The organism is Bradyrhizobium sp. CB1015 (assembly GCF_025200925.1).
Lineage (GTDB): Bacteria > Pseudomonadota > Alphaproteobacteria > Rhizobiales > Xanthobacteraceae > Bradyrhizobium.
The window spans coordinates 3,135,568-3,161,156 of sequence record NZ_CP104174.1; the positions used below are offsets into that span (position 1 = coordinate 3,135,568).

General features: G+C 64.4%; 22 protein-coding genes and 2 pseudogenes. 17 read left to right on the forward strand and 7 right to left on the reverse strand.

The window, feature by feature from the left end:
• Positions 1 to 109: 109 nt before the first annotated feature.
• Together N2604_RS14385 and N2604_RS14390 are read right to left on the reverse strand one after the other, a co-directional pair.
• Positions 110 to 1,852, reverse strand: a complete 1,743-nt coding sequence (locus N2604_RS14385; protein ID WP_260376224.1) for a SulP family inorganic anion transporter — start codon at positions 1,850 to 1,852, stop codon at positions 110 to 112.
• 134 nt (positions 1,853 to 1,986) lie between these two features.
• Positions 1,987 to 2,730 (reverse strand): SDR family oxidoreductase, encoded by a 744-nt coding sequence (locus tag N2604_RS14390; RefSeq protein WP_311740003.1) that lies wholly within the window; start codon positions 2,728 to 2,730, stop codon positions 1,987 to 1,989.
• A gap of 164 nt (positions 2,731 to 2,894) precedes the next feature.
• Here N2604_RS14390 and N2604_RS14395 point away from each other — a divergent pair, with 164 nt between their 5' ends.
• From N2604_RS14395 to N2604_RS14415, 5 genes and pseudogenes are all read left to right on the forward strand, one after another.
• Positions 2,895 to 3,665 (forward strand): methyltransferase domain-containing protein, encoded by a 771-nt coding sequence (locus N2604_RS14395; protein ID WP_260375282.1) that lies wholly within the window; start codon positions 2,895 to 2,897, stop codon positions 3,663 to 3,665.
• 196 nt (positions 3,666 to 3,861) lie between these two features.
• Positions 3,862 to 4,887, forward strand: coding sequence for a DctP family TRAP transporter solute-binding subunit (locus N2604_RS14400; RefSeq protein ID WP_260375283.1), 1,026 nt, complete (start codon positions 3,862 to 3,864; stop codon positions 4,885 to 4,887).
• A gap of 348 nt (positions 4,888 to 5,235) precedes the next feature.
• Positions 5,236 to 5,466, forward strand: a pseudogene (locus N2604_RS14405) (TRAP transporter small permease); the annotation flags it as partial.
• A 306-nt stretch (positions 5,467 to 5,772) separates the two neighbouring features.
• Positions 5,773 to 7,014 carry a TRAP transporter large permease gene (locus N2604_RS14410; RefSeq protein ID WP_409241735.1) on the forward strand — a complete coding sequence of 414 codons (1,242 nt, stop codon included), beginning with the start codon at positions 5,773 to 5,775 and terminating at the stop codon, positions 7,012 to 7,014.
• 207 nt (positions 7,015 to 7,221) lie between these two features.
• Positions 7,222 to 7,413, forward strand: a pseudogene (locus N2604_RS14415) (alkyl sulfatase C-terminal domain-containing protein); the annotation flags it as partial.
• Positions 7,414 to 7,599: 186 nt separating this feature from the next.
• Here the strand turns inward: N2604_RS14415 and N2604_RS14420 are convergent.
• Positions 7,600 to 8,670 carry a glycosyltransferase family 4 protein gene (locus N2604_RS14420; protein ID WP_260375284.1) on the reverse strand — a complete coding sequence of 357 codons (1,071 nt, stop codon included), beginning with the start codon at positions 8,668 to 8,670 and terminating at the stop codon, positions 7,600 to 7,602.
• Positions 8,671 to 8,944: 274 nt separating this feature from the next.
• Between N2604_RS14420 and N2604_RS14425 the strand changes: the two genes are divergently transcribed.
• From N2604_RS14425 to N2604_RS14440, 4 genes are read left to right on the forward strand one after another with little or no spacing between them, the layout of a single operon-like run.
• Entirely contained in the window at positions 8,945 to 10,708 is a 1,764-nt protein-coding gene (locus N2604_RS14425; protein ID WP_260375285.1) for an ABC transporter ATP-binding protein, read from the forward strand.
• A gap of 56 nt (positions 10,709 to 10,764) precedes the next feature.
• Entirely contained in the window at positions 10,765 to 12,969 is a 2,205-nt protein-coding gene (locus tag N2604_RS14430) for an amylo-alpha-1,6-glucosidase (RefSeq protein WP_260375286.1), read from the forward strand.
• 18 nt (positions 12,970 to 12,987) lie between these two features.
• On the forward strand, positions 12,988 to 13,524 hold the full coding sequence (locus tag N2604_RS14435) for a PRC-barrel domain-containing protein (protein ID WP_260375287.1): 537 nt from the start codon (positions 12,988 to 12,990) through the stop codon (positions 13,522 to 13,524).
• A gap of 23 nt (positions 13,525 to 13,547) precedes the next feature.
• The gene (locus N2604_RS14440) at positions 13,548 to 14,861 is read left to right on the forward strand and encodes an MFS transporter (RefSeq protein ID WP_260375288.1); all 1,314 of its coding nucleotides are present in this window, start codon (positions 13,548 to 13,550) and stop codon (positions 14,859 to 14,861) included.
• A gap of 42 nt (positions 14,862 to 14,903) precedes the next feature.
• Here the strand turns inward: N2604_RS14440 and N2604_RS14445 are convergent, their stop codons facing one another.
• The 4 genes from N2604_RS14445 to fixL form a co-directional block, all read right to left on the reverse strand.
• The gene (locus N2604_RS14445) at positions 14,904 to 15,587 is read right to left on the reverse strand and encodes a helix-turn-helix domain-containing protein (RefSeq protein WP_260375289.1); all 684 of its coding nucleotides are present in this window, start codon (positions 15,585 to 15,587) and stop codon (positions 14,904 to 14,906) included.
• Between the two features lie 103 nt (positions 15,588 to 15,690).
• Positions 15,691 to 16,107, reverse strand: a complete 417-nt coding sequence (locus N2604_RS14450; protein ID WP_260375290.1) for a response regulator transcription factor — start codon at positions 16,105 to 16,107, stop codon at positions 15,691 to 15,693.
• A gap of 43 nt (positions 16,108 to 16,150) precedes the next feature.
• Complete coding sequence (gene fixJ / locus N2604_RS14455) at positions 16,151 to 16,768, reverse strand: response regulator FixJ (RefSeq protein WP_260375291.1); 618 nt, start codon at positions 16,766 to 16,768, stop codon at positions 16,151 to 16,153.
• Between the two features lie 3 nt (positions 16,769 to 16,771).
• Positions 16,772 to 18,289, reverse strand: a complete 1,518-nt coding sequence (gene fixL, locus N2604_RS14460; RefSeq protein ID WP_260375292.1) for a sensor protein FixL — start codon at positions 18,287 to 18,289, stop codon at positions 16,772 to 16,774.
• A 219-nt stretch (positions 18,290 to 18,508) separates the two neighbouring features.
• Here fixL and N2604_RS14465 point away from each other — a divergent pair, with 219 nt between their 5' ends.
• The 8 genes from N2604_RS14465 to N2604_RS14500 all read left to right on the forward strand — a co-directional run bounded on the left by N2604_RS14465 (position 18,509) and on the right by N2604_RS14500 (position 25,585).
• A complete protein-coding gene (locus tag N2604_RS14465; RefSeq protein ID WP_260375293.1) occupies positions 18,509 to 19,342 on the forward strand; it encodes a universal stress protein in 834 nt (277 codons plus the stop codon).
• Between the two features lie 39 nt (positions 19,343 to 19,381).
• A complete protein-coding gene (locus N2604_RS14470; RefSeq protein WP_260375294.1) occupies positions 19,382 to 19,807 on the forward strand; it encodes an HPP family protein in 426 nt (141 codons plus the stop codon).
• A 229-nt stretch (positions 19,808 to 20,036) separates the two neighbouring features.
• On the forward strand, positions 20,037 to 21,686 hold the full coding sequence (gene ccoN, locus N2604_RS14475; protein WP_260375295.1) for a cytochrome-c oxidase, cbb3-type subunit I: 1,650 nt from the start codon (positions 20,037 to 20,039) through the stop codon (positions 21,684 to 21,686).
• A gap of 12 nt (positions 21,687 to 21,698) precedes the next feature.
• Positions 21,699 to 22,433 (forward strand): cytochrome-c oxidase, cbb3-type subunit II, encoded by a 735-nt coding sequence (gene ccoO / locus N2604_RS14480; RefSeq protein ID WP_260375296.1) that lies wholly within the window; start codon positions 21,699 to 21,701, stop codon positions 22,431 to 22,433.
• Positions 22,434 to 22,446: 13 nt separating this feature from the next.
• A complete protein-coding gene (locus N2604_RS14485) occupies positions 22,447 to 22,611 on the forward strand; it encodes a cbb3-type cytochrome c oxidase subunit 3 (protein ID WP_172783919.1) in 165 nt (54 codons plus the stop codon).
• A 6-nt stretch (positions 22,612 to 22,617) separates the two neighbouring features.
• On the forward strand, positions 22,618 to 23,493 hold the full coding sequence (gene ccoP / locus N2604_RS14490; RefSeq protein WP_260375297.1) for a cytochrome-c oxidase, cbb3-type subunit III: 876 nt from the start codon (positions 22,618 to 22,620) through the stop codon (positions 23,491 to 23,493).
• Between the two features lie 122 nt (positions 23,494 to 23,615).
• Positions 23,616 to 25,082: a cytochrome c oxidase accessory protein CcoG gene (ccoG, locus tag N2604_RS14495; protein ID WP_260375298.1), complete on the forward strand. Its 1,467-nt coding sequence runs from the start codon at positions 23,616 to 23,618 to the stop codon at positions 25,080 to 25,082.
• A gap of 17 nt (positions 25,083 to 25,099) precedes the next feature.
• Complete coding sequence (locus tag N2604_RS14500; RefSeq protein WP_260375299.1) at positions 25,100 to 25,585, forward strand: FixH family protein; 486 nt, start codon at positions 25,100 to 25,102, stop codon at positions 25,583 to 25,585.
• Positions 25,586 to 25,589 lie beyond the last annotated feature (4 nt).

Below are 25,589 nucleotides of genomic sequence, written 5' to 3' on the forward strand. Positions count from 1 at the left end.
CAGGCTGCCGCCATCAGTCATATGCGATAGCTCGTAGGATGGGTAGAGCACTTGCGAAACCCATCTCTCCTTGGATGCTGTCGATGGGTTTCGCTGCGCTCTACCCATCCTACGGGTTGCCCGTCCTACGGCCAACCTTGACCTGATCCTCCCAGTCTTCCCATTCGACATCGTTGATGTCCAGGTAGCTCGAGACGGCCGAGCCGATGGTCGGAAAGAAGTGGGCTTCGCCGACCTGCGCATACAAACCGAAACGCTTCAGCTTGTCCTTCACGGGATCCTTGAGCTCGGCAAAGCAAAGTTCGATGCCCCTGGCGTGGAGCGCCTCGTCCAGTTCGGCAACGGTGTCGCAGGCGGTGACGTCGACGCTCGTGACCGGTTCGGCGGCGACGACCAGCCAGCGCACAGGCGTCGGTGATTTCTCGACCGCGGCCAGAATACGCTCCTTGAAGAACTCGGCATTGGCGAAGAACAGCGGCGCGTCCCAGCGGAACAGCACCAGTCCGGGGATCAAGCGGGCATCGGGATATCTCGTGATGTCGTGATAGCCCTTGACGCCGTGCGCCCGCCCCAGAATCGCGGAGTGCGGACGCCAGCCGTCCCACAGAAACTCGGCAATGGCCACCGCGATGGCAAGGCCGATTCCCGGAATTGCGCCGAGAACGGCCACCCCGACGAAGCACAGCACGGTCAACCAGAGTTCCCAACGTTGAATCCGGTAGATTCGTTTGAGATCGCCGATCTCGATCAGGCCAATCGCGGCTGCGATCACCACCGCCGCCAATGCGGCATTCGGCAAGTGCTGCAACAGATTCGGCGCAAGCAGCAGAAGGAAAGCGATCGCGAGCGCGCCGACGACGCTCGTCAGCTGGGTGCGCGCGCCGGCAGCCTCGGCAACGGGCGTACGCGAGGAGCTGCTGCTGATCGGGAAGCCCTGGAAAAACCCGGTTGCCAGGTTGGCCGCACCGAGACCCACCATCTCCTGGTTCGGATCGACCTTGTCGCCCAAACGAGCAGCATAGGTTCGCGACAACACGCTGGTATCGGCGAACGAGACGAGAGCGATGGCGCACCCGCCGGCCAGCACCGGGACTAGATCGCTGAAACCGATCCTGGGAATGGAGAAGGCCGGCAGCCCCTGCGGAAGTGGGCCCAAGACCTTCACACCATAACCAGTTCCGAGATCGAGTAGTGCAACGACAAGGGTCGCTCCGACGACAGCGATCAGGATTCCCGGCAGCCGTTTATTATCCTTGAGCAGCAGGATGACGATCAACGTGCCAAGTCCGACTGCGAATGCGGCCCAATTGATCTTGCCATCGCTGATCCCGACGGCGATCGCCCACAGGTCTCTCAGCGGTCCTTCGCTTTCGATCGAGAAGCCGAGCAGCTTTGGCAGCTGGCTGATCAAGACGGTCAGCGCGATCCCGTTCATGTAGCCGTACCGTATCGGCTTGGACAGCAGCTCGGTCACAAACCCCAACCGTGCGATCCCCGCCACTATGAGCACCGTTCCCGAAACGAGCGCCATCATCGCGGCAAGCATTGCGGAGCGGACCGGATCGCCGCCGGACAAAGGGACGATAACGCCGAGGATGACAGCTGCCAGCGCCGAGTCGGGTCCGAGCACGATGATGCGGCTCGGACCGAACATCGCATAGGCCAGAAGAGGGACGATGGTTGCGTAGAGGCCGTGGATGCCCGGCAGGCCCGACGCGACGGCATAAGCGATTCCGACCGGGACCAGCATGGTCGCCAGCACGAGACCTGCGAAAACATCATGTCGCAGCCAATCGGCTTCGTAATGGCGAAGCGTATCGATCCCGGGCACCCAACGCGTCCAACCGCTCACCGCGCTCACTCCGCCGCTAACGCGCGAGGTTTTCGCAACTGCTCGACCGACCCTTGACGCAAATCAACCTTGTCGATGCTTCCACTCTTCGGCGACGCAGCAAGGTTTCGGACGTGCATCAAGAGCCTGCGCCCCTAGAACTGATACCTCCGCAGACCCCCATCCACCGGGATCACCGTGCCCGTGATGTACCGCGCCACCGGCGACGCCAGAAACACCGCGAGCGCAGCCAGATCCTCCGGTTCGCCCCAATAGCCGACCGGGATCTCCTCCTCTGCAAAGCGCTCACGATAATCCGGCGGGTAGTTGCGGCGGATCTGCTCGCTCATGATGCGGCCGGGCGGGATGCAGTTGATGGTGATGCCGTGCTTGCCGATCTCGCGCGACAGCCCCTTGGCCCAGGCGTGCACGGCGGCCTTCGCGGCGAAAGCGGCGTTGAGGCCTTCCGGCTCTGACTTGCCGGTGATGTTGACGATGCGACCCCATTTGCGCGCGATCATCTGCGGCAGCAGTGCATGGGCGATGCGGCGGTAGCTGGTGAAGTTGAGCGCGATCGCCTCGTCCCATTTGCTGTCGGGCGCATCGACGGGCAGGGGACGGCTGCCGCCGGCATTGTTGACGAGGATGTCGACATGGCCGAGCTCCTTCACGGCAAAGGCCGCGATGGTCTCGGCGGCGTCCTTGGCCATCACGTCCTGCGCCAACGGGATGATCAATCCGCCGCCGACCTCTTGCACCAGCTCTGTGAGGAGATCGGTGCGGCGCGCCACGCCGACGACGCGCACGCCTTCGGCGGCGAGGCCCTTGGCGATGGCGCGGCCGATGCCGATGCTCGCGCCTGTCACGACAGCGGTTTTCGATGTAAGCCCGAGGTCCATGGTCGCACGCTCTCTTGGTCGTTGCTTGCTTTTTGCTGTTGGTTTCCTGCCCAGTCCCGCGGGCTTGCGAATTGCCCGACCGGGACGAGCAGTGGTAACCAAGAGGCTTGCCGAAGGACAAGAGCCTTGGCGAAGGAAACACGAAAAACAAAAGGCGTCGAAGGATGGTCTGGGATCCCCAGCAATATCTCAAGTTCTCCGGCCATCGGCTCCGACCCGCCGTCGACCTGTTGATGCGGATTCCGGATTTTGCCCCGCGCGCGATCGCCGATCTCGGCGCCGGCGCCGGCAACGTCACCAAATTGATCAGGGAGCGCTGGCCGGAGGCACGCGTCACCGGTGTCGAGGGCTCGGCGGAGATGGTCGCGGCAGGACGCAAGGCCGCCCCTGACGTGGAATGGTCACATGAGGATCTCGGCCATTGGAGTCCCGCCGGACGGTACGACTTGATCTATTCCAATGCCGCACTGCACTGGCTGCCCAATCATGCGGCACTGTTTCCGTCGCTGATGGAGAAGGTGACGCCGGGGGGCATGCTCGCGGTGCAGATGCCGCGCAATTTCCTCGCGCCTTCGCATGTGCTGATCGGCGAGACCGCGCTCGACGGCCCATGGCGGTCCAAGGTGGAGCATCTCGTCACCCCGCCCCCGGTGGAAGGGCCGGGCTTCTATCACGATCTGCTTGCGCCGATGTCGGCCAACATCGACATCTGGGAGACCGAATATCTGCAGGTGCTCGAAGGCGACAACCCCGTGAAGGAATGGACCAAGGGGACCTGGCTGACGCGTTATCTCGACGTTCTGCAAGGCCAGGAGAAAGGCGCGTTCGAAGCCGCCTATGGGATGCGCGTGGCAAAGGCCTATCCGAAGAATGCGGCGGGGCAGACGCTGTTCCCGTTCCGCCGCCTCTTTATGGTCGCGCAGCGCAAGGGCTAATGGCACTGCCGCAATGCGGCATAAGCGCTCGTCCCCTTGGCCTGGCGCGGGCCGGCTTGCGCAGGCGGCGGTCGTCACGTTAGCTTGGCTGCGGCAAAAATTGGGCTTAGGTCTAGTTGTTCGGCTGGCGGATTGCTGCCACTACTGGCCTGAAAAACAACAAGAGCCCGGTTAGAGGTTGTTGGGAGATACGTTCATGCGCAAGCTGCTTGTCGCGGTCGCCGCCGCGGCTGTTCTCTTGGCTCCTCTCTTGGTTCTTCTCTTGGCTCCCGCCATCGCCCAAGCCCAGAGCCCAATCGTCATCAAGTTCAGCCACGTCGTCGCCAACGACACGCCGAAAGGGAAGGGCGCGCTGAAGTTCAAGGAGCTTGCCGAAAAATACACCGACGGCAAGGTCAAGGTCGAAGTCTATCCGAACTCCACGCTCTACAAGGACAAGGAGGAGATCGAGGCGCTCCAGCTCGGCTCGGTGCAGATGCTTGCGCCCTCGACCGCGAAATTCGCGCCGCTCGGCATCAAGGAGTTCGAGGCGCTGGACCTGCCCTGGTTGTTCAAGGACGACGTGACCTATTCCAACGCGATGAAGGGCACGGTCGGCAAGTGGCTGTTTCAGAAGCTCGAGGCCAAGGGCATCACCGGCCTCGCTTATTGGGACAACGGCTTTCACATGCTCTCCGCCAACCGCCCCTTGCTGAAGCCGACCGATTTCCAGGGGCTTAAATTCCGCATCTCCGGATCGAAGGTCGCCGACCAATATCTCCGTATCATGGGCTCGATCCCGCAGATCATGGCGTTCTCGGAAGTCTACCAGGCCTTGCAGACCGGTGTGGTCGACGGCTGCGAGAACACGGCGTCGAATTATCTGACGCAGAAGTTCTACGAGGTGCAGAAGGACATCACCGTGTCCTATCACGCGCATCTGCAATATGCCGTCATCGTCAACTCGAAATTCTGGTCCGGCCTGCCGCCCGATATCCGAGCGCAGCTCGACAAGGCAATGGCGGAGGCGACCGACTACACCAACTCGATCGCGCGCCAGGAGAACGAGGAGGCGCTGGCCGAGATCAAGAAGACCGGCAAGACCAATCTGCATTATCTCACCGAGGCCGACCGCAAGGCCTGGCAGGAGGCGATGCAGCCGACCTATAAATGGGCCAAGGGGCGGGTCGGGCAGGAGGTGCTCGACCTGATCGCCAAGGAACTCGACGTCAAGATGAACTGACGGGCTGCGCCCCAATAACAACAATACCAACGGTCGGGGGTGATCGCACTCCCGACCGTTGCGCTTGAACGATCCAATCCGGGGGGGACCAAGTTGCTGCGTGTGCTGAATCGTTTTCTCGATCATCTCGAGGAATGGCTGATCGCGACGATGATCGCGGCTGCGACGTCGCTCATCTTCGTCGCGGTGCTGCACCGTTACGGCGCCGGGCTGTCGATCGACATCGCCAAATGGGCGGAAGCCCGCAACCTGGCCTTCCTCGCCGGGCCCGCGCGCGCGACGTTCACCTGGCTTGCCGGGCTCGACCTGTCCTGGGCGCAGGAGCTCTGCATCTACATGTTCATCTGGATGGCGAAGTTCGGCGCCGCCTATGGCGTGCGGACCGGCATCCATGTCGGCGTCGACGTGCTGGTCAACATCCTGCCCGGCGGCTCGCGCCGGCGCGTCATCACCTTCGGCCTGCTGTGCGGCGCGCTGTTCACCGCCATCGTCGCCTATTTCGGCGCCGCGTTCGTCAGCCAGATGTGGCAGACCGGCCAGCAGTCCAACGATTTGGAAGCGCCGATGTGGATGGTGTATCTCACCATCCCGCTCGGCTCCGGCCTGATGTGCTTCCGCTTCCTGCAGGTCGCCTGGTCGTTCTACCGCACCGGCGAGCTGCCGCATCACGACATGGCGGGCGTCGAGGGCGTCGAGGCGGATCCGGTGCATCCGGCGCCGGTCACGCATAGTCAGGTGGTCCGGGACGAGCGCAGCCCGCTCGGCTGGATCCTGATGCTGCTGCCGGTGCTGATCGTCGCCCTGTGCTTCGCGCATGCGGCCCATATCATCACCCTGCCGCAGGGCCTGCGCGTCTTCATCGTGTTCGCGCTGTTGCTCTCCTTGATGCTCACGGGCATGCCGATCTCGATCGCGCTCGGTCTGACCGTGCTCAGCTTCATGTTCACGCTGACCGACGTGCGAACGGAATCGGTGGCGCTGAAGCTGTTCACGGGCATCGAGAATTTCGAGATCATGGCGATCCCGTTCTTCATCCTCGCCGGCAACTTCCTGACCCATGGCGGCGTGGCGCGGCGGATGATCACCTTCGCAACCTCGCTGGTCGGCCATTGGTACGGCGGCCTCGCGCTATCGGGCGTGGTCGCCTGCGCGCTGTTCGCCGCGATCTCCGGCTCCTCACCGGCCACAGTGGTGGCGATCGGCTCGGTGATCCTGCCCGCCATGGTGGCGCAAGGCTTTCCGAAGCGGTTCGGTGCGGGCGTGATCACGACGTCGGGCTCGCTCGGCATTCTGATTCCGCCGTCGATCCCGATGGTGCTCTACGCCGTCTCCACCAACAGCTCGGTCGGCAAGCTCTTCATCGCCGGCATCGTGCCGGGCTTCGTGCTGGCATCGCTGCTCGGCGCCACGACGTTCTATCGCGCCTGGCGCAACGACTATCCGCGGATGCCGAAGGCCACCTTCGTCGAGCGTCTCGATGCGTTCCGCAAGTCGATCTGGGGCATCCTCTTGATCGTGATCGTGATCGGCGGCATCTACAGCGGCCTGTTCACGCCGACTGAAGCTGCCGCCGTCAGCGCGGTCTACGCCTTCATCGTTGCCGTGTTCATCTACAAGGACCTGAAGCTGAGCGACGTGCCGCGCGTGCTGCTGTCGTCGGCGAACCTCTCGGCGATGCTGCTCTACATCATCACCAACGCCGTGCTGTTCTCGTTCCTGATGACCTACGAGAACGTCCCGCAGGCGCTGGCGCAATGGATGATCGACCAGGGCCTGGGCTGGATCGGATTCCTGCTGCTCGTCAATTTGCTGCTGCTGCTGGCCGGCAACGTGATGGAGCCGTCCTCGATCATCCTGATCATGGCGCCGATCCTGTTTCCGGTCGCGGTCAAGCTCGGCATCGACCCGATTCATTTCGGCATCCTGATGACGGTCAACATGGAGGTCGGCCTCTGCCATCCGCCCGTCGGCCTCAATCTCTACGTCGCCTCGGGCATCGCCAAGATGGGGATCACCGAGCTGACGGTCGCGGTGTGGCCGTGGCTGCTGACGATGCTGGGCTTCCTGGTGGTGGTGACCTATTGGCCCGGCCTGTCGTTATGGCTGCCGCGGCTGCTCGGGATGTAGCGAGGCGAGCGGCATAGGAAGACTTGTAGCCCGGATGGAGCGAAGCGTAATCCGGGAGTTGGTCCTGACGCGAAAGAGTCCCGGATTACGCTTCGCTCCATCCGGGCTACGCATCCTTCCCTGTCAATGGCAATCGACCGCGAGATGCGGTTAGATGCCGCGCGACGGAGGGGGGAGGAAACAAAATTGACGGGCATCAGCAACGGTGCCGGCTTCACGCTGGAGCGCTCCACGCTCGACGAGGTGATCGCCAAGCTGACGAGCTTTCCGGAGGCCGTTGCGGCCGGCAAGGTCAAGCTGTCGGGCAATCCGATGAAGCTTGCCGAGCTGATGGGCCTGATGGACGAGTTTCCAAGGATGTTCGAGATCGTCGAGCCGAAGCGGGCGAGGGTGGGGTAGGGCGGCTCGTGCCCCGGACGCAGCGCAGCGCTATCCCCGGCGATGCGAAGCATCGTCCGGTCAACTGTGCCGCTGCAGAGCCGGGGCCCATGCTTCCGAAGGCATGCCTGCCGCGTGGGTCCCGACTCTGCGCCGCAACGCGAAGGGCGTTGCAGCGCGTCCGGGACACGAGAGTGGCGGTGGCCCCTACTCCGCGCTGCTCACCAGCTTGATCCGCGGCGCCTTTGCCTCGGTCAGGCTGCGATAGGCGGCGAGATAGTCCAGGGCCATGCGCCGCGCGGTAAAGCGCGTCTCGAACTGCTTGCGGATCGCGGTGCGGTCGAGTTGCGGAAGCCGGTTCACCACTCCTGCGGCGCTGATCACATCCTCGACGATGAAGCCGGTGAGGCCCTCGTCGATGATCTCCGGCACCGAGCCGCGGTTGAAGGCGACGACGGGCGTTCCGCATGCCATGGCCTCGATCATGACGAGGCCGAACGGCTCCGGCCAGTCGATCGGCAGCAGCAGGCCTAGCGCGCCGCTCAGGAAATCCGATTTCTCGTGGTCACTGATCTCGCCGATGAAATCGACCAACGGATTGTTCTCGATCATCGGCCGGATCAGCTCGTCGTAATAATCCTGGTCGGCACGATCGACCTTGGCCGCGATCTTGAGCGGAATGCCGCAATGGGTCGCGATCTTGATGGCGCGGTCGACGCCCTTTTCGGGCGCGATGCGGCCGAGCACGGCGAGATATTCCTGTTTCACCGGTTTCGGCGTCAGCAGGTTCTCCGGCAGGCCATGGTGGATCGTCGTGACCCAGTTCGCCTGCGGCACCGGCCGCCGCTGCGCATTGGAGATCGAGATGACGGGCATCTTGGCGAAGGTGTTGAAGACCGGCTGATGCTCGGGAAGATCGAGCCGGCCGTGCAGCGTGGTCACGAACGGGGTCGGCTGGCGGTGGAACAACGACCAGGGATAATAGTCGAGGTGGAAGTGGAGGAAGTCGAATTCCTCGTCGTCACATTTCTGCCGCACCCGCTCCAGCAGCACCATATGCAGCGCGTTGGGATCGCGCACGGAACCATCGAGCCGAAGCGCCCGCGGCCATAATGCATCGAGCTTTGCAGATGTCCGCGAGTCGCCGCTGGCGAAAAGCGTCACGTCATGTCCCAGGGCCACCAGCTCTTCCGTCAACCAATGCACCACCCGCTCGGTGCCGCCATACAGCTTGGGTGGAACAGCCTCCGTCAACGGAGCTACCTGCGCGATGCGCATCTCACCATCTCCTCTGCGATCATGAATGTTGAAACCCCCGCCTTTACGGCACCGGCAATGCCAGACGAGGGAACGTTCCCGCACCTGCGAAGTTCCTTCTCCCAAACGTTACATATTCGACACGTTGAGGGATCGTCGCGATGCTGCCACCACATCTTCGCAGATCGTCCGCATCCGCATGTCGTGATGGCGTTGCCCGGGAACCGAGGCGAAGCGGTCGATGTTCACTCGACCAGTAACGAAATCAAAATCAGCATAACGGGGCGATAGCCACATGGATCAGCTTTCTGGATACGCGCGCAGGCCATTTGCCTTTGTCTTGCGCTATCTCCGGCGTCGTCTCGCCTCGCATTTGGTGATCCTGGCCGCGGTCGTGGGGGCCGTTGCCTGCTCCGTAGGCACCCAATATGGCGTCAAAGCCCTGGTCGACGCCTTGTCTGCCGGGCCCTCGCATGGCGGCGGCGTATGGCTGGCATTCATTCTGCTCATGTCACTGATTGCCGCCGACAACTTCCTGTGGCGGATCGCGAGCTGGACCGCGAGCTTCACCTTCGTCCGTGTCACGGGCGACTTACGGCGTGACATATTTCGTCATCTGACCGGACACGCGCCGCGCTACTTCTCGGACCGGATGCCCGGCATGCTGACGAGCCGCATCACGGCGACGTCGAACGCGGTGTTCACGGTCGAGAACATGTTCGTCTGGAATGTGTTGCCGCCGTGCATTGCCACAATTGCGGCAATCCTGCTGATTGGAACCGTCAGCCCCTATATGGCGCTCGGCTTGATCCTGATCGCCGGCGGCATGGTGGCTGCGATGTTTCGTCTCGCCGCGGCCGGCAAGCCGCTGCACGACGATTTCGCCGACAAGGCCGCATTGGTCGACGGCGAGATGATCGACGTCATCAGCAACATGCCGCTGGTGCGCGCCTTCTGCGGCATCAGCCACGAGCATGAGCGGTTCGACGCGACGGTGAACCAGGAGCTGACCGCGCGAAGCCGCAGCCTGCGTTATCTGGAGAAGCTGCGGCTGTTGCATGCCGCCATCACCGTGATCTTGACGATCGCGCTGATGGCCTGGGCCATCTCGCTCTGGCAGAAGAGCGAAGCGACCACCGGCGACGTCGTGCTGGTCTGTACGCTCGGCATTTCCATCCTGAGCGCCACGCGCGATCTCGCGGTGGCGCTGGTCGACGTCACCCAGCACGTCGCGCGTCTGACCGAGGCGATCGCCACGCTGCTGGTGCCGCACGAGCTCCGCGACCACCCCGAGGCCGAGCCCCTGGTGAAGAGCGGCGCCGCCATCGCGTTCAACAACGTCACCTTCGGCTATCCCGGCGGCGACAAGATCTTCGAGCGCTTCAGCCTACGCCTCCAGCCCGGCCAGCGCGTCGGACTGGTCGGCCAGTCCGGCGCCGGCAAATCGACGCTGTTCACGCTGCTACAGCGCTTCTACGATGTCGACGACGGCAGCATCACCATCGACGGCCAGGACATCTCGAAGGTGACGCAGCTGAGCCTGCGTGAGGCGATTTCGGTCGTGCCGCAGGACATTTCCCTGTTTCATCGGTCGATCCGCGAGAACATCCGCTACGGCCGGCCGAACGCGACCGACGACGAGGTGCTGCGCGCGGCGATCGCGGCGCGCTGCGACTTCGTCGAGAGCCTGCCCGAGGGTCTCGACACCATGGCCGGCGACCGCGGCGTCAAGATGTCGGGCGGCCAGCGCCAGCGCATCGCCATCGCGCGCGCCTTCCTGAAGGACGCGCCGATCCTGCTGCTGGACGAGGCGACCGCCGCGCTCGACAGCGAATCCGAGGAGGCGATCCGCGAGGCGCTGTCGCGCCTGATGCGCGGCCGCACCGTGATCGCGATCGCGCATCGCCTCGCGACACTGCGCAATTTCGACCGTGTGGTGGTGTTGAGGAATGGTAAGATCATCGAGGACGGCTCGCCCGAGCGTCTGATGCAGGGCCACGGGCCGTATCGTGAGCTGGTCACGCAGGAAATGAGCCGGCTCGCGCAAGCCGCCGCGTAAACCAACAGTCGTTCTCGAGTCGGTTGCGTTTCGAACCAAGCGCAGGGGAGCAGCTCATGTCGGCCGACGCCGTAACCAAGTTCGTCTCCGTGACGCGGACCTCGGAACAGGTCGCGGAACAGCCCTTCTACATTCCGATGACCGGGCCCTCGGCCCGGCCGCGGCGTTCGCTCAAGCACGACGACACGTTCATCGTGCTCGACAGCCATGGCGACATCGGCGCGTCCGCCGGCGGGCCGGACGGGCTGTTCCATCACGACACGCGCTACCTCGCGCGGCTCGAGCTCGTGCTCGACGATCTCCAGCCGCTGCTGCTCGGCTCGAATCTGCGCGACGACAATTCGGCGTTGACCGTCGACCTCACCAATCCGGACATCTATCGGCAAGGCAACCTCGTTCTGCAAAAGGACCTGTTGCACGTCGTGCGCACGATCTTCCTGTGGCGCGGCACCGCCTACCAGCGCATCGGCGTGCAGAACCACGGCGACCGGCGCACCAGCTTCAACCTGACGCTGCTGTTCGGCAACGACTTCGCCGATCTGTTCGAGGTCCGCGGCGAGCGGCGACCGCGCCGTGGGATCGGAACGAGCCGGCTGCTCGGACCGACCGACGTGCTGTTCGAATATCGCGGTCTCGACGACACCGAGCGGACCACCGGACTGCACTTCGATCCGCGTCCGACACGGCTCTCGGTCGATGCCGCAACCTGGGAGCTCGACCTGGAGCCGCACCAGGCCAAATCGCTGTTCGTCGCCGTATCCTGCAACCGGCCGGTCACGGAAAAGCCGGTGCGGTTCTTCCCGGGTCTGCTGGCGCACCGCCGCGAGATGCGGCGTCAGGCGGTCGGCACCGCGAGCATCGAGACCTCCAACAACATCTTCAACGAGGTGCTGTGCCAGGCCATGGCCGACCTCAACATGCTGATGACCGAGACGCCGCAGGGGCGTTATCCCTATGCCGGCATTCCCTGGTACTCGACGACGTTCGGGCGCGACGGCCTCATCACCGCGCTGCAGATGCTCTGGGTCGATCCGCGCATTGCCAAGGGCGTCCTGCGCCGGCTCGCGTATTTCCAGGCCGCGGCGGTCGATCCGCTCGCCGACGCCGCGCCCGGCAAGATTCTGCACGAGATGCGCGGCGGCGAGATGGCCGCGCTCGGAGAGGTGCCGTTCGCGCATTATTACGGCAGCGTCGATTCGACCGCGCTGTTCGTGCTGCTCGCTGGCAGTTATTTCGAGCGCACCGGCGACGAGGCCACCTTGATCGAGCTGTGGCCCGCGATCGAGGCGGGGCTCGCCTGGATCGATGGTCCGGGCGATCCCGACCAGGACGGCTTCGTCGAATACCAGCGCGCGACCGAGAAGGGGCTGGCGAACCAGGGCTGGAAGGATTCCTATGACGCGATCTTCCATGCCGACGGCCAGCTTGCCGAGGGCAACATCGCGCTCGCGGAGGTCCAGGGCTACGTCTTTGCCGCCAAGCAGCTCGCCGCGCGTTGCGCGCTGCGGCTCGGCAAGCCGGACCGCGTGCGCAAGCTCGAGGCCGAAGCGAGGGCGCTCGCCGAGCACTTCGAGCAGGCGTTCTGGTGCGAGGAGCTCGGCACCTATGCGCTCGCGCTCGACGGCAAGAAGCGGCCCTGCAAGGTCAGGACCTCGAATGCCGGGCAGGTCCTGTTCAGCGGCATGGTCCGCGAGGACCGCGCGCGCCTCGTCGCCGCCGACCTGATGCGGCCGCATTTCTTCTCGGGCTGGGGCATCCGCACCGTCGCGCAAGGCGAGGTGCGCTACAACCCGATGTCCTATCATGACGGATCGATCTGGCCTCACGACAATGCGTTGATCGCGCTCGGGCTGGCGCGCTACGGCCTCAAGCATTCGGTGGCGCATGTCTTCAAGGGACTGTTCGACGCCGCGACCTATATGGATCTGCGCCGGTTACCCGAATTGTTCTGCGGCTTCCGGCGCGAGAAGCGGCGTGGCCCGACGCTCTATCCGGTCGCCTGCGCGCCGCAGGCCTGGGCCAGTGCGACGCCGTTCACGCTGCTGGAGGCGGCGCTCGGCCTCGAGTTCGACGTGGCGCGCGGCGAGATCCGCCTGCGTAATCCGCATTTGCCGGCGTTCCTCAACGAGGTGATCCTGCGCGATCTGCGCCTCGGCGACTCCAGCGTGGACTTACGCGTCAGTCGTCACGGCGACGACGTGGCGTTGGAAGTGTTGCGCACGCGCGGTCAGATTCAGGTCTCGATCGTGCTGGCGCGCTAGCTGCGCAAGGAGGAGGTCATGCGCGCCACCGGATGGTTGGTCCTGAGCGTGGCGATCGTCACGGGCCTGACGGTCGCCGTAGCGCGCGCGGCGGAGGAGCCGCCCGCAGCGCCACCTACAACACCCCCGAGTGAAGCAAACGCACCGGCAACGGTGCAACCGCCGGCTTCCACCGTGCCCGTCACGCCCAAGGACGCCGCGCCGCCGCCATCGGTGACCATCATCGGCGCGAGCGAGGCCCACGGCGTGCTCGGCCGCGACGTTCGCAGCGCCGCCGGCGAGGACATGGGCCGCATCGTCGACGTCATCGTCGACCGCACCGGTCATGTCCGCGCTGCGGCGATTGATTTCGGCGGCTTCCTCGGCGTCGGCAGCCGCAAGATCGTGGTGGACTGGAACGCGCTGCGCTTCGGCAAGATCGCCAACAAGAAGGACAGCATCACGCTGGAATTGACCAAGGCGCAGGTCGCGGCCGCACCGGAATACAAGGAGGACACGCCGATCGTCGTGCTCGGCGCGTCCGGCAGCCTTCAGCCGCTGCAAGCGATTCAGTGAGGTGCAGGGAGGGCTGACCGCCCGTGCTGTTGTCGAGGAAGCCGAACCATGCAGATCGCGGCGGCGTCGTCGAGCAGGACAACGTCGTTGCGCCATCGGCTGCAGGCATTCCAGCGCCGTCGCGCCAGAGCCTGCGCGGCCTCGACTGGTTCATCTTCTTCCTCGCCGACGTGCAGACCGGATTCGGTCCCTTCATCGCGGTCTATCTGACGACGCAGAAATGGACCCAGGTCGAGATCGGGCTCGTGCTGTCGATCGGCGGCATCGTCGCACTGATCGGCCAGATGCCGGGCGGCGCCATCATCGATGCCGCGAAGTCGGAGCGCCTCGTCGCCGCCCTCGCGATCGCGGCCATCGGCGCCTGCGCGCTGGCCTATGCGGCGATGCCGATCTTCCCCGTCGTGGTCACCGCGGCCACGCTGCACGCGATGGCGAGCTGCGTGCTCGGGCCGGCGATCGCCGCGATCAGCCTCGGGCTCGTCGGCCCGCTCGCGATCGGCGAGCGGCTCGGCCGCAACGCGCGCTTCGCCTCGCTCGGCAACGGCGTCGCGGCGGCGGTGATGGGCACCGCGGGCTATCTGTTGTCGAGCCGCTCGGTGTTCCTGGTCACCTTCCTGCTCGCGATCCCGACCCTGATCGCGCTGTCGCGCATCCGCGAGAACGAGGTCGACATCAGACGCTGTCACGGCGAAATGCCGCCTGAAGCCGCCGACCGCGGCGACCCCAATATCTGGCACCTGATCCGGCAGCGGCCGCTGATCGTGTTCGCGCTCAGCGTGCTGCTGCTGCAACTCGCGAATGCCGCGATGATGCCGCTGATGGCGAGCGCGGTGACGGCGCGGTCGAGCCAATGGGCGACCGTGCTCGTCGCCTTTTGCATCGTGGTTCCGCAAGCGATCGTGGCGCTGCTGTCGCCGACGGTCGGGCGCAAGGCCCAAGCGTGGGGCCGCCGGCCCCTGCTGCTGATCGGATTCGGCGCACTGGCGATTCGGGGCCTGTTGTTTGCGACCGTGCGCGATCCGTATCTCCTGGTGCTGGTGCAGGTGTTTGACGGCGTCACCGCGGCGGTTTTCGCGGTGATGATTCCGCTGATCGTCGCCGACGTCGCCTTCGGCAGCGGGCATTTCAATCTGGCGCAGGGGATCGTCGGCACCGCAATGGGCATCGGCGCGTCGCTGAGCACGGTGCTTGGCGGCTACGTCAGCGACAAGTTCGGCAATGCCACCGCGTTCATCGGGCTGTCCGGCGTTGCAGCAGCGGGACTCCTGCTGATCCTGTTTGTGATGCCGGAGACGCGGCGCATGGGTCTGGTCGCGACCAAAGAAATGGCCGGCTGAACGACTTCAGCCGGCCAAAGTGGGTGGGGAGGAAGATGAGGGTCAGGCGTCGAGATTGTGCAGGCGCTGGCGGTTGCGCAGCACGATCTGGCGGGCACCGGAGAAGCCGAGGATGCCCTGAGCGTGAAGCTGCGACAGCGCACGCGACACGGTCTCCAGCGTGAGGCCGAGATAGTCGCCGATGTCGCGGCGGCACATCGGCAGCGCCATCATGCCGGCAACGGCGAGGCGGCGGTCCATTTCGAGCAGGAAGGTCGCAACGCGCTCCATCGCAGTCTTGCGGCCCAGCAGCAGCATGTGATCCTCGGCATGGCGCAGCTCGCCCGCGGTCATGGCCCAGAGCTTGCGGGCGACCTGCACGTCGGTGCCGGCGGCCTTTTCGAGGCTCGCGCGCTTCACGAGGCGAACGGTGGTGTCGATGATGGCTTCTGCGGCGAGGCGGTGAGCGGGACCGGATTCGAGGCCGAACACGTCGCCGGGAAGATGGAAGGCGCCGATCTGGCGGCGGCCGTCGGAGAGAAGCTTGTAGCTGCGCACCGCGCCGGTGACGACCTGATAGACATATTCGGCCGCCTCGTCCTCGCCATAGATCTCCTCGTCCTTGCCGTAGGAGAACTCGGTGGCGACCAGACCGACATGACCCGCGATGGCGCCGAACTGGTCGGTAACGGGGTGGGCGGGGGCAATCTTGCCACCGATTTGAGTGTTGAGCGTCTGGGTCAGCATCTGCGCCATCTCCGTTGTGATGACGCTTTCCTACGCGGTATCGGGTGCTTCGAAAATTTCGCGAGATATCTTAAGGGGGTCGCCTTACGTAGAATCCCGTAGGTCAGGCGCAGGGGTGGTCCTTGATCGCGTGGCGGATGCATTTGACGAGGTTTTCGTCCAGGAGCGGCTTCAAAACTACGTCCTTGATGCCCGCCGTCGCGGCCCGGGCCGAGATGTTCTCGTCGGGATAGCCGGTGATCAGGATCACGGGCGCGTCGCGGTGGGATTTGCGGAGGCGACCGGTCAGTTCGATGCCGTTGATGTCGGGCATCTTGTAGTCGATGACGTAGCAGTCCGGCCCGGCCGCGGCGCCGAGATTGAGCAGCGCCGTGCCGCTTCTGAAGGTCCGCACGGCGAAGCCGTCGGTCTCCAGCAGGAACCGCAGGGATCCGAGGACTGCAGCATCATCGTCGACCACAAAGACGGTTGGCTGTGGGGAGGACGATGACCACGCACAATGTGGGCTGACATCAACCATGCTGTCTGGTTAGCACGGCGCTGTGAAGCCGCCTTGACCTGCCTCAATCGTTGAGCATGCCGGCGCGCATTGCGAGGCGAACCAGTTCCGAAAGGCTGCTCGCCTGCATCTTGGTCATGACGTTGGCCCGGTAGACCTCGATCGTCCGCGGGCTGATGTCGTATTCGCGGGCGATCAGCTTGTTGGAGAGGCCCGCGACCAGCCCCTCCATGACCTGGCGCTCGCGGGGGCTCAAGGACGCGACGCGGGCGGCGATGTCCTGCGCGACGGCCTCGTTCTTGGCGGCGGGCTCGGCCTGGCGGATCGCCGACTCGATCATGGCGGTGAGACGGTCGTCGTCGAACGGCTTTTCCAGGAAGTCGACGGCCCCGAGCTTCATCGCCTCGACCGCCAGCGGCACGTCGCCGTGACCGGTCATGATCACGATCGGGAACGGGCTTTGCTGCGCCTTCATCCGCTTCAGGAGCTCGATGCCGTCGAGGCCGGGCATGCGCACGTCGGAGACGATGCAGCCGAAATCGAGGCCGGGCAGGGCTTCGAGAAAGGCGAGCGCGTCGTCGAACAGGGTGACGGCGAAGCCGGCGGAATCCAGCAGGAAGTTCAGCGAGTCCCGCATCGCCGCGTCGTCATCGATGACGTAGACATTTCCCTTGGTCGTCATGAATCAGCTCTCGTCGGTTGCCGGCAGGGTGAAGCGGAATGTCGCTCCGCCCGCTGCGTTGCTCTCGGCCCACATGCGGCCGCCATGGGCCTCGATGATCGAGCGGCTGATGGAGAGTCCCACGCCCATGCCGGTGTCTTTGGTGGTGAAGAAGGTCTGGAACAGGTTTGGAATGACGTCTTCCCGGAAGCCGATGCCGGTGTCGGAGACCTCCACCTCGATCATGCCGTCGGCGACACGGGTGTTGGCGACGACGAGCTCGCGCCGCTGCGACTGTGCCATCGCCTCGAGCGCGTTGCGGAACAGGTTGACCAGCACCTGCTGAATCTGCACGCGGTCGGCGAGAACGAGGTCGGCGTCGGGATCGAGGCTGAAGCGGAGCTGCACGTTCTGCTCGCGTGCGCCGGCGAGCCCGAGCGCGCCGGCTTCCTCGATCAGCTTGGACAGACTCTCGACCCGCTTCTCGGACTCGCCGCGGGAGACGAAGTCGCGCAACCGGCGGATGATCTGGCCGGCACGCAAGGCCTGCTCCGCCGCCCGATCCAGCGCGCTTTCGACCTTCGGCATGTTGGGATCGGTGCTGCCGGCGAGGAGGCGCCGCGATCCCTTCATGTAATTGCTGATCGCCGCCAGCGGCTGGTTGAGCTCGTGAGCGAGCGCGGAAGCCATCTCGCCCATCGCGGTCAACCGCGACACGTGCACGAGCTCGGATTGCAGCTCCTGGAGCCGCGCCTGGGTCTGCTGGTGCTCGGTGAGATCGCGCACGAAGCCGGTGAAATAGGGCTCGCCGGCGCGTTGCGTCTTCCCGACGGACAGGTGCATCGGGAACGTCGTGTCGTCGCGGCGTTTGCCCGTCACGATGCGGCCGATGCCGATGATGTGCGGATCATTGGTCCTGAGATAGCGCGCGAGATAGCTGTCGTGACGCGACTGATCGGGCTCTGGCATGAGAATGCTCACGTTCCGCCCGATGGCCTCCTGCTTGCTGTAGCCGAACAGCCGCTCCGCGGCGCTGCTGAAGAGCTGCATGATGCCGCGCGAATCGATGACGATCATGGCGTCGGGCACCGTTTCGAGAATCGAGCGAAGATGATTCTCCTGGGAGCGCAGGGCCTCCTCGAGCTGCTTCTCCTCGTTGATGTCGAGGAATATCCCGCTGAGGTGACGCGGCGTGCCCGCATCGTCCCGGATCACCCCGGCCCTGGCCCGGATCCATTGACCGTTACCGGACGCGCCGCCGATCTTGAAGGACAGGTCGAGACCCCCGCCGCCTTCCGAGGCGCGCCCGATCGCCTTCAGGAGGCGGTCCCGATCGCCCGGCTCCAAGAGCGAAAGAAAGAGATCGTAGCTGACGGCCTGGTCCGGCTGCAGCCCAAACAGCCGCTTGGCCGTGTCCGACCATTCGAGTTCGCGGGTCTGCAGGTCGAGGTCCCAGGTGCCGACCCCGAATCCCTCGATGCGGACTCGGAAATGCTCGCCCCGACCATCGTCTGCCGGATGGGTCACGCGGGTCGGCGTCAAGCTCTGCTCCTGTCTCTGGCGGGCCGGCAGGATGCCTTTACCGCTCCGGCAATGTCGCCCAAGGCTTGCCCGGAGGCAAGCGCGGACGTTGAATCCACTGGCGGATTCCCCATTCCACGGAGAGCGGGCCACCAGCAGCGCTCGATTTGATCTATCTCAGCCTGTTGCGCGGCAGCAGGTCTAGGATTCGAGAAAGTTCTGTAATGCTGGAGATATCCGATGACATACGCGACCGTCATGGTCAGCCTGGCGCTGGATCAGCCCAACGAAGCGCGTCTTCAGGTCGCAGGAGAGCTCGCCGAACGATTCGAGGCGGCCATCATCGGTGTCGCCGCAGCGCAGTTCGCCCCGCCGCTCTATTTCACCGACGGCGCAGAGGCGCAAGCGCTGATCGACGAGGGCGAAGCTTCGATCAAGCGGCGGCTGGCCGGCCTCGAGGCACAATTCCGCGCGGCGGTGAAGAATCGCGGCGGGCATGCGGAGTGGCGTAGCGCCATGGATTATCCGGCGCGCTTCGTCACGGCGCAGGCGCGTTGCGCCGATATCGTCGTCAGCGGTGGGCAGAGCCCGGCCTTCTCCGATGCTTTCTCGCTGGCGAGCGCCAAGGACCTGGTGATGCAGGCCGGCCGCCCGCTGCTCGTCGTTCCCGACCGGGCCAACTGGCTTGACCTGCGCAACGTGCTGGTGGCGTGGAAGGATACGCCGGAAGCGCGGCGGGCGGTGGCGGGCGCGCTGCCGATCCTGCACAAGGCGAAGGACGTCACCATCGTTGAAATCCCAGAGTGGGGCGACGATCGTTCGGCCGTGATGGCCGGCGTCAGCGACGTTGCCGCCTGGCTCGGCCGTCACGGCGTCACCGCGACGGCGCAGGTCCTGGAGGTCGCAGGAAACGAAACCCCTGCTGCGCGGTTGGACAAAGTCGCCGGTGACATCGGCGCCGGCCTGATCGTTGCGGGCGCCTATGGTCATTCGAGATTTCGCGAACTGATCCTCGGAGGCGTCACCCAATATCTGGTGACGCAAACTGCCCGCAGCGTGCTGCTGTCGCACTGACCACCGGCCGGCCAGGTGAGGAATCGAGGAGGACGCGCCGTGTATCAATTTCTTGAACAGACCGTCGACGGCTACATGACGCGCAACGTCAAGACGGTGCAGCGCGGCCTCGACTTGTTCCAGCTCAGCGAGATGTTCGAGACCGACGATTTCAATTCGTATCCGGTCGAAGACGACGGGCAGGTGGTCGGCATCGTCACCAAGTTCGACATCCTGAAGTGCTTCGCCTTCACGCCGAGCCAGATGTTGCCGCGCTACGACGACCTGATGAGCCGCAAGATCGGCGACATCATGACGCCCGAGTTCATCTATGTCAGCCCCGACACGCGGCTGACACGCGTGCTCCAGATCATGGTCGAGCACCGTATCAGGAGCATCATCGTGCTCGACGGCACGCAGAAGCTGGCCGGCATCATCGCGCGCGAGGACGTCATCGCGGCGCTCAAGGCGACGGCGCGGGAGTGACGTCTGGATCCTTCGGTTCCAACCTCCGTGATTTCACGGAGGTGTTTCGAAGTATGCCTTCAGAACCAAGCTCTCGCGTGCGATGGCGCTGCGCGCGCGGGGAGAGAAGGCACCTCAGCTGGCCTCACATCGGCTCACATTAACAGAAATCCATCCATCTTGATTTCAATCAATTCCCCGCGAGGGTGGATGTGGTTTCTGGCAGCGTGTTCTTTCAGAGAGAATCCGCATGAGCCAGCCCTCCATCTCAAAATCCATGACCATCGGTGAAAGCGGCTTGGCTGTCGTATTCGCAGTCACCGCTTTCCTCTGCGTGATCGCCTCGGCCAAGGCGCTCGATGCGCCCTTCGCATTCCACGCCGCGCTCAGCGCGGCCGCGAGCGTGGCTGCGGTGTTCTTCATCGTCAACCGCTACTTCGAGCGGCCGGCGGCGTTGCCGCCCCAGGAAATCAACGGCCGCCCGAACTACAACATGGGGCCGATCAAGTTCTCGGCCTTCATGGCGATGTTCTGGGGCATTGCCGGATTCCTCGTCGGCCTCATCATCGCCTCGCAGCTGGCTTGGCCCGCGCTGAATTTCGATCTGCCCTGGATCAGCTTCGGCCGCCTGCGGCCGCTGCACACCTCCGCCGTGATCTTTGCCTTCGGCGGCAACGTGTTGATCGCGACCTCCTTCTACGTGGTGCAGAAGTCCTGCCGCGCGCGCCTTGCCGGCGACCTTGCGCCGTGGTTCGTCGTGCTCGGCTACAACTTCTTCATCCTGATCGCCGGCACCGGCTATCTGCTCGGCGTGACGCAGGGCAAGGAATACGCCGAGCCCGAATGGTACTCGGACCTCTGGCTGACCATCGTCTGGGTGGTCTATCTGCTGGTCTTTCTCGTCACCATCATCAAGCGCAAGGAACCGCACATCTTCGTTGCGAACTGGTTCTTTCTCGCTTTCATGGTGACGATCGCGGTGCTGCATCTCGGCAACAATCCCGCGCTGCCCGTCTCCGTGTTCGGCTCCAAGTCCTACATCGCCTGGGGCGGCATTCAGGACGCCATGTTCCAGTGGTGGTACGGCCACAACGCGGTCGGCTTCTTCCTGACCGCCGGCTTCCTCGCCATCATGTACTACTTCATCCCGAAGCGCGCCGAGCGGCCGATCTATTCCTACCGGCTGTCGATCATCCACTTCTGGGCGCTGATCTTCCTCTATATCTGGGCCGGCCCGCACCATCTGCACTACACGGCGCTGCCTGACTGGACGCAGACGCTCGGCATGACCTTCTCGATCATGCTGTGGATGCCTTCCTGGGGCGGCATGATCAACGGCCTGATGACGCTGTCGGGTGCCTGGGACAAGCTGCGCACCGACCCCGTGCTGCGCATGCTCGTCGTCTCCGTCGCCTTCTACGGCATGTCGACCTTCGAAGGACCGATGATGTCGATCAAGGTGGTCAACTCGCTCAGCCACTATACCGACTGGACCATCGGCCACGTGCATTCCGGCGCGCTCGGCTGGGTCGGCTTCGTCTCCTTCGGCGCGCTCTACTGCCTGGTGCCGTGGGCCTGGAATCGCAAGGGTCTCTACAGCCTCAAGCTCGTCAATTGGCACTTCTGGATCGCCACCCTCGGCATCGTTCTCTACATCTCGGCGATGTGGGTCTCCGGCATCCTGCAAGGCCTGATGTGGCGCGCCTACACCTCGCTCGGCTTCCTCGAATATTCCTTCATCGAGACCGTCGAGGCGATGCATCCCTTCTACATCATCCGCGCCGCAGGCGGCGGCCTGTTCCTGATCGGCTCGCTGATCATGGCCTACAATCTCTGGATGACGGTTCGCGTCGGCGAGCAGGAAGTCCAGATGCCCGTCGCTCTTCAGCCGGCGGAATGAGGAGCTCAAGCAATGTCGTTCTGGACACGCCACCAAATCTTCGAAAAGAACTCGATCATCCTGATCGTCGGCATCCTGCTGGTGATCGCGGTCGGTGGTCTCGTCGAGATCACCCCGCTGTTCTACCTCAAGAGCACGATCGAGAAGGTCGACGGGGTCAGGCCCTACACGCCGCTGGAGCTCGCCGGACGTAACGTCTACGTCCGCGAGGGCTGCTATCTCTGCCACTCGCAGATGGTCCGGCCCTTGCGCGACGAGGTCGAGCGCTACGGTCACTTCTCGCTCGCCGCGGAGAGCATGTACGACCACCCGTTCCAGTGGGGCTCCAAGCGCACAGGTCCGGATCTCGCCCGCGTCGGCGCCAAATATTCCGACGAGTGGCACGTCACCCATCTGACCAACCCGCGCGCGATCGTGCCGCAGTCGGTGATGCCCGGCTATCCGTTCCTGAGCAAGACCGAGGTCGACCCGGATGCGATCGCCGGCGACATGCGCGCGCTCAAGACCGTCGGGGTCCCCTACAGCGACGAGCAGATCGCCAATGCCGCCGCCGACCTGAAGGCCCAGGCAGATCCGGACAATGCCGGCACCGACGCCTTCACCAAGCGCTACGCCAAGGCCGTCGTACGCAATTTCGACGGCAAGACCGGCACGCCGACCGAAATGGACGCGCTCGTCGCGTACCTGCAGATGCTCGGCACGCTGGTCGACTTCAAGATCTACAACGAGAAAGCCAATCTTCGCTGAGAAGGCATGAACGATGAAAGCCATCCTGACCGTCCATAATCTTGCGTCCGATCTCGTGACGACGATCTGGACACCGGCGTTCGTCGCGATCTTTCTCGCGATCATCGCCTACGCATTTTGGCCCCGTAACAAGGCTGCGTTCGACAAGGCAGCGCACCTGCCCTTGCGGGAGGAGTGAGAAACCATGACCGATCATTCTAGCGACATCGATTCCGTCTCGGGCAAGTCCACGACCGGGCACGAGTGGGACGGCATCAAGGAGCTCAACACGCCGCTGCCGCGGTGGTGGGTGATCACCTTCTACCTCACCATCGTCTGGGCGATCGGCTATTGGGTTGTCTATCCGGCCTGGCCGCTGATCCAAAGCAATACCACCGGCCTGTTCGGCTATTCCTCGCGCGCCGACGTCGCGGTCGAGCTTGCCAACCTCGAGAAGATCCGGGGTGACAAGATGGCGGCGCTGGGCACGGCCTCCCTCGCCGACATCGAGAAGGATCCGGCTCTGCTGGCGCTCGCCCGCGCCAAGGGCAAGACCGTGTTCGGCGACAATTGCGCGCCTTGCCACGGTTCCGGCGCCGCCGGCGCCAAGGGCTACCCGAACCTGAACGACGACGACTGGCTGTGGGGCGGCACGCTCGACCAGATCATGCAGACCATTCAGTTCGGCGCGCGTTCCGGTCACGCCAAGACCCATGAGGGCCAGATGCTCGCCTTCGGCAAGGACGGCGTGCTGAAGCCGGACGAGATCGTCACGGTCGCTAATTACGTGCGGTCGCTGTCGGGCCTGTCCACCCGCAACGGCTATGACGTCGGCAAGGGCCAGAAGATCTTCGCGGAGAATTGCGCCGCCTGCCATGGCGACGCCGGCAAGGGCAACCAGGAGATGGGCGCACCGAACCTGACCGACAAGATCTGGCTCTACGGCTCCGACGAGGCGAGCCTGATCGAGACGATCAGCCAGGGCCGCGCCGGCGTGATGCCGGCCTGGGAAGGCCGGCTCGATCCCGCCACCATCAAGGCGATGGCGGTCTACGTCCACTCGCTGGGCGGCGGCAAATAGGCCGTTCCGCGACCGACGACTTCCGGCGGGGGCGAAGAAAAGCGCCCCCGTTTGCGTTGGATCAACTGACGCGGCGGTGTCGGGTCTAGGTTTAATCGCACCTTTTCGAGAAGCTCCAGGCGATGAACAAGACCGTGAACCCCAAAGACCTCATATCGGGTGACGATTACGGGCCGCTCTACGCAGCCCGCAAGAAAGTCTATCCCCAGAGCGTGTCCGGTACATTCCGCCGGATCAAATGGGGCCTGATGGCGTTCTGCCTCGGCGTCTACTACTTCCTGCCTTTCGTGCGCTGGAATCGGGGTCTCGGCGCGCCGAGCCAGGCGGTGCTGATCGATCTTCCCAACAGCCGCTTCTATTTCTTCTTCATCGAGCTGTGGCCGCAGGAGGTCTATTACTTCACCGGCCTGTTGATCGTCGCGGCGGTGGCGCTGTTCCTGATGAACTCCATCGGCGGCCGGATCTGGTGCGGCTATCTCTGTCCGCAGACGGTGTGGACCGACCTGTTCTATGCCGTCGAGCGCCTGATCGAGGGCGACCGGCGCGAGCGCATGAAGAAGGATGCGTCAAGCGATCCGATGAAGCTCGAGCGCATCTCCGAGATCGTGCTCAAGCATTCGATCTGGCTCTTGATCGCCTGGTGGACCGGCGGCGCCTGGGTGCTCTACTTCAACGACGCGCCGACCCTGGTGAAGGAGCTCGTCACGTTCCAGGCGCCGATGATCGCCTATATCTGGATCGGCATCCTCACCGCGACGACCTATCTGCTCGCCGGCTACATGCGCGAGCAGGTCTGCACGTACATGTGCCCGTGGCCGCGCATCCAGGCCGCGCTCACCGACGAATGGGCGCTCAACGTCACCTATCGCTACGACCGCGGCGAGAAGCGCACCTCGGTCAAGAAAGCCGCGGAGCTGCGCGCACTCGGCCAGCAGGTCGGCGATTGCGTCGACTGCTACCAGTGCGTCGCGGTCTGCCCGACCGGCATCGACATCCGCAACGGACCGCAGATGGAATGCATCCAGTGCGGGCTCTGCATCGACGCCTGCGACAACGTGATGACCAAGATCGGCCGACCGAAGCGGCTGATCGGCTACGACAACGACATCAACATCCACCGGCGCCAGGAAGGCAAGGCGCCGATCTACCGCATCGTCCGCGCCCGCACCATCGTCTACAGCGCGATCATTGCGGCGGTCGGCGGCATCATGATCTATACGCTGGCGACCCGCAGCCTGCTCGACGTCAACGTGCTGCACGACCGCAACCCGGTCGCGGTCAAGCTCAGCGACGGCTCGATCCGCAACGCCTATACGGTGCGGCTCCTGAACAAGAGCGGCTACGACCGCGTCATCGCGATCGACGCCAACGGGCCGGTCAATTCGACCGTTCACGTCGTCGGCGTCGATTCGGTGACGCCGGACCGGCCGATGATCGTGATCCCGCGCGATGCCACGAGCGAGCTGCGGCTTCTCGTCACCGCGCCGGCCGACAACAATCCGGAGAAGTCGATTCCGGTCCACTTCCACGTCACGGACATCGGGCTCGGCGTCGTCGCTTCCGCCACCGACAATTTCGTCTCGCCTTGAACGATCAGGAGACTGCCATGGCTTCCAAGCCGCTGACCGGAACCAAAGTCTTCCTGATGCTGGTCGCTTTCTTCGGCCTCGTGATCGGCGTCAACGTCACGATGATGAAGCTCGCGATCGCGACGCTGCCCGGCACCGACGTCGACAGCCCCTATGCCGCTGGCCTGAGCTACGAGCGCGAGATCTCGGCGGCGCACGACCAGGACTCGCGCAAATGGAAGGTCAACGCCCATATCGAGCGCCGCAACGACGGCGGCGCCGCGGTCCAGGTCGAAGCCCGCGATGCCGGCGGCCAGCCGATCGCCGGGCTGAAGTTCGGCGGCCGGCTGGAGCGGCCGACCGACAAGCGCGCCGACCTCGCGGTCGAGCTCAGCGAAGCCGGCGGCGGTCTCTATCGCGGCAATGCGGCGTCCGTCGCGCCGGGCCAATGGGACCTAGTGATCGAGGGTGAGGCGCGAGGGACGCGCGTGTTCATGTCGCGCAACCGCGTGATTCTGAATTGAAGGC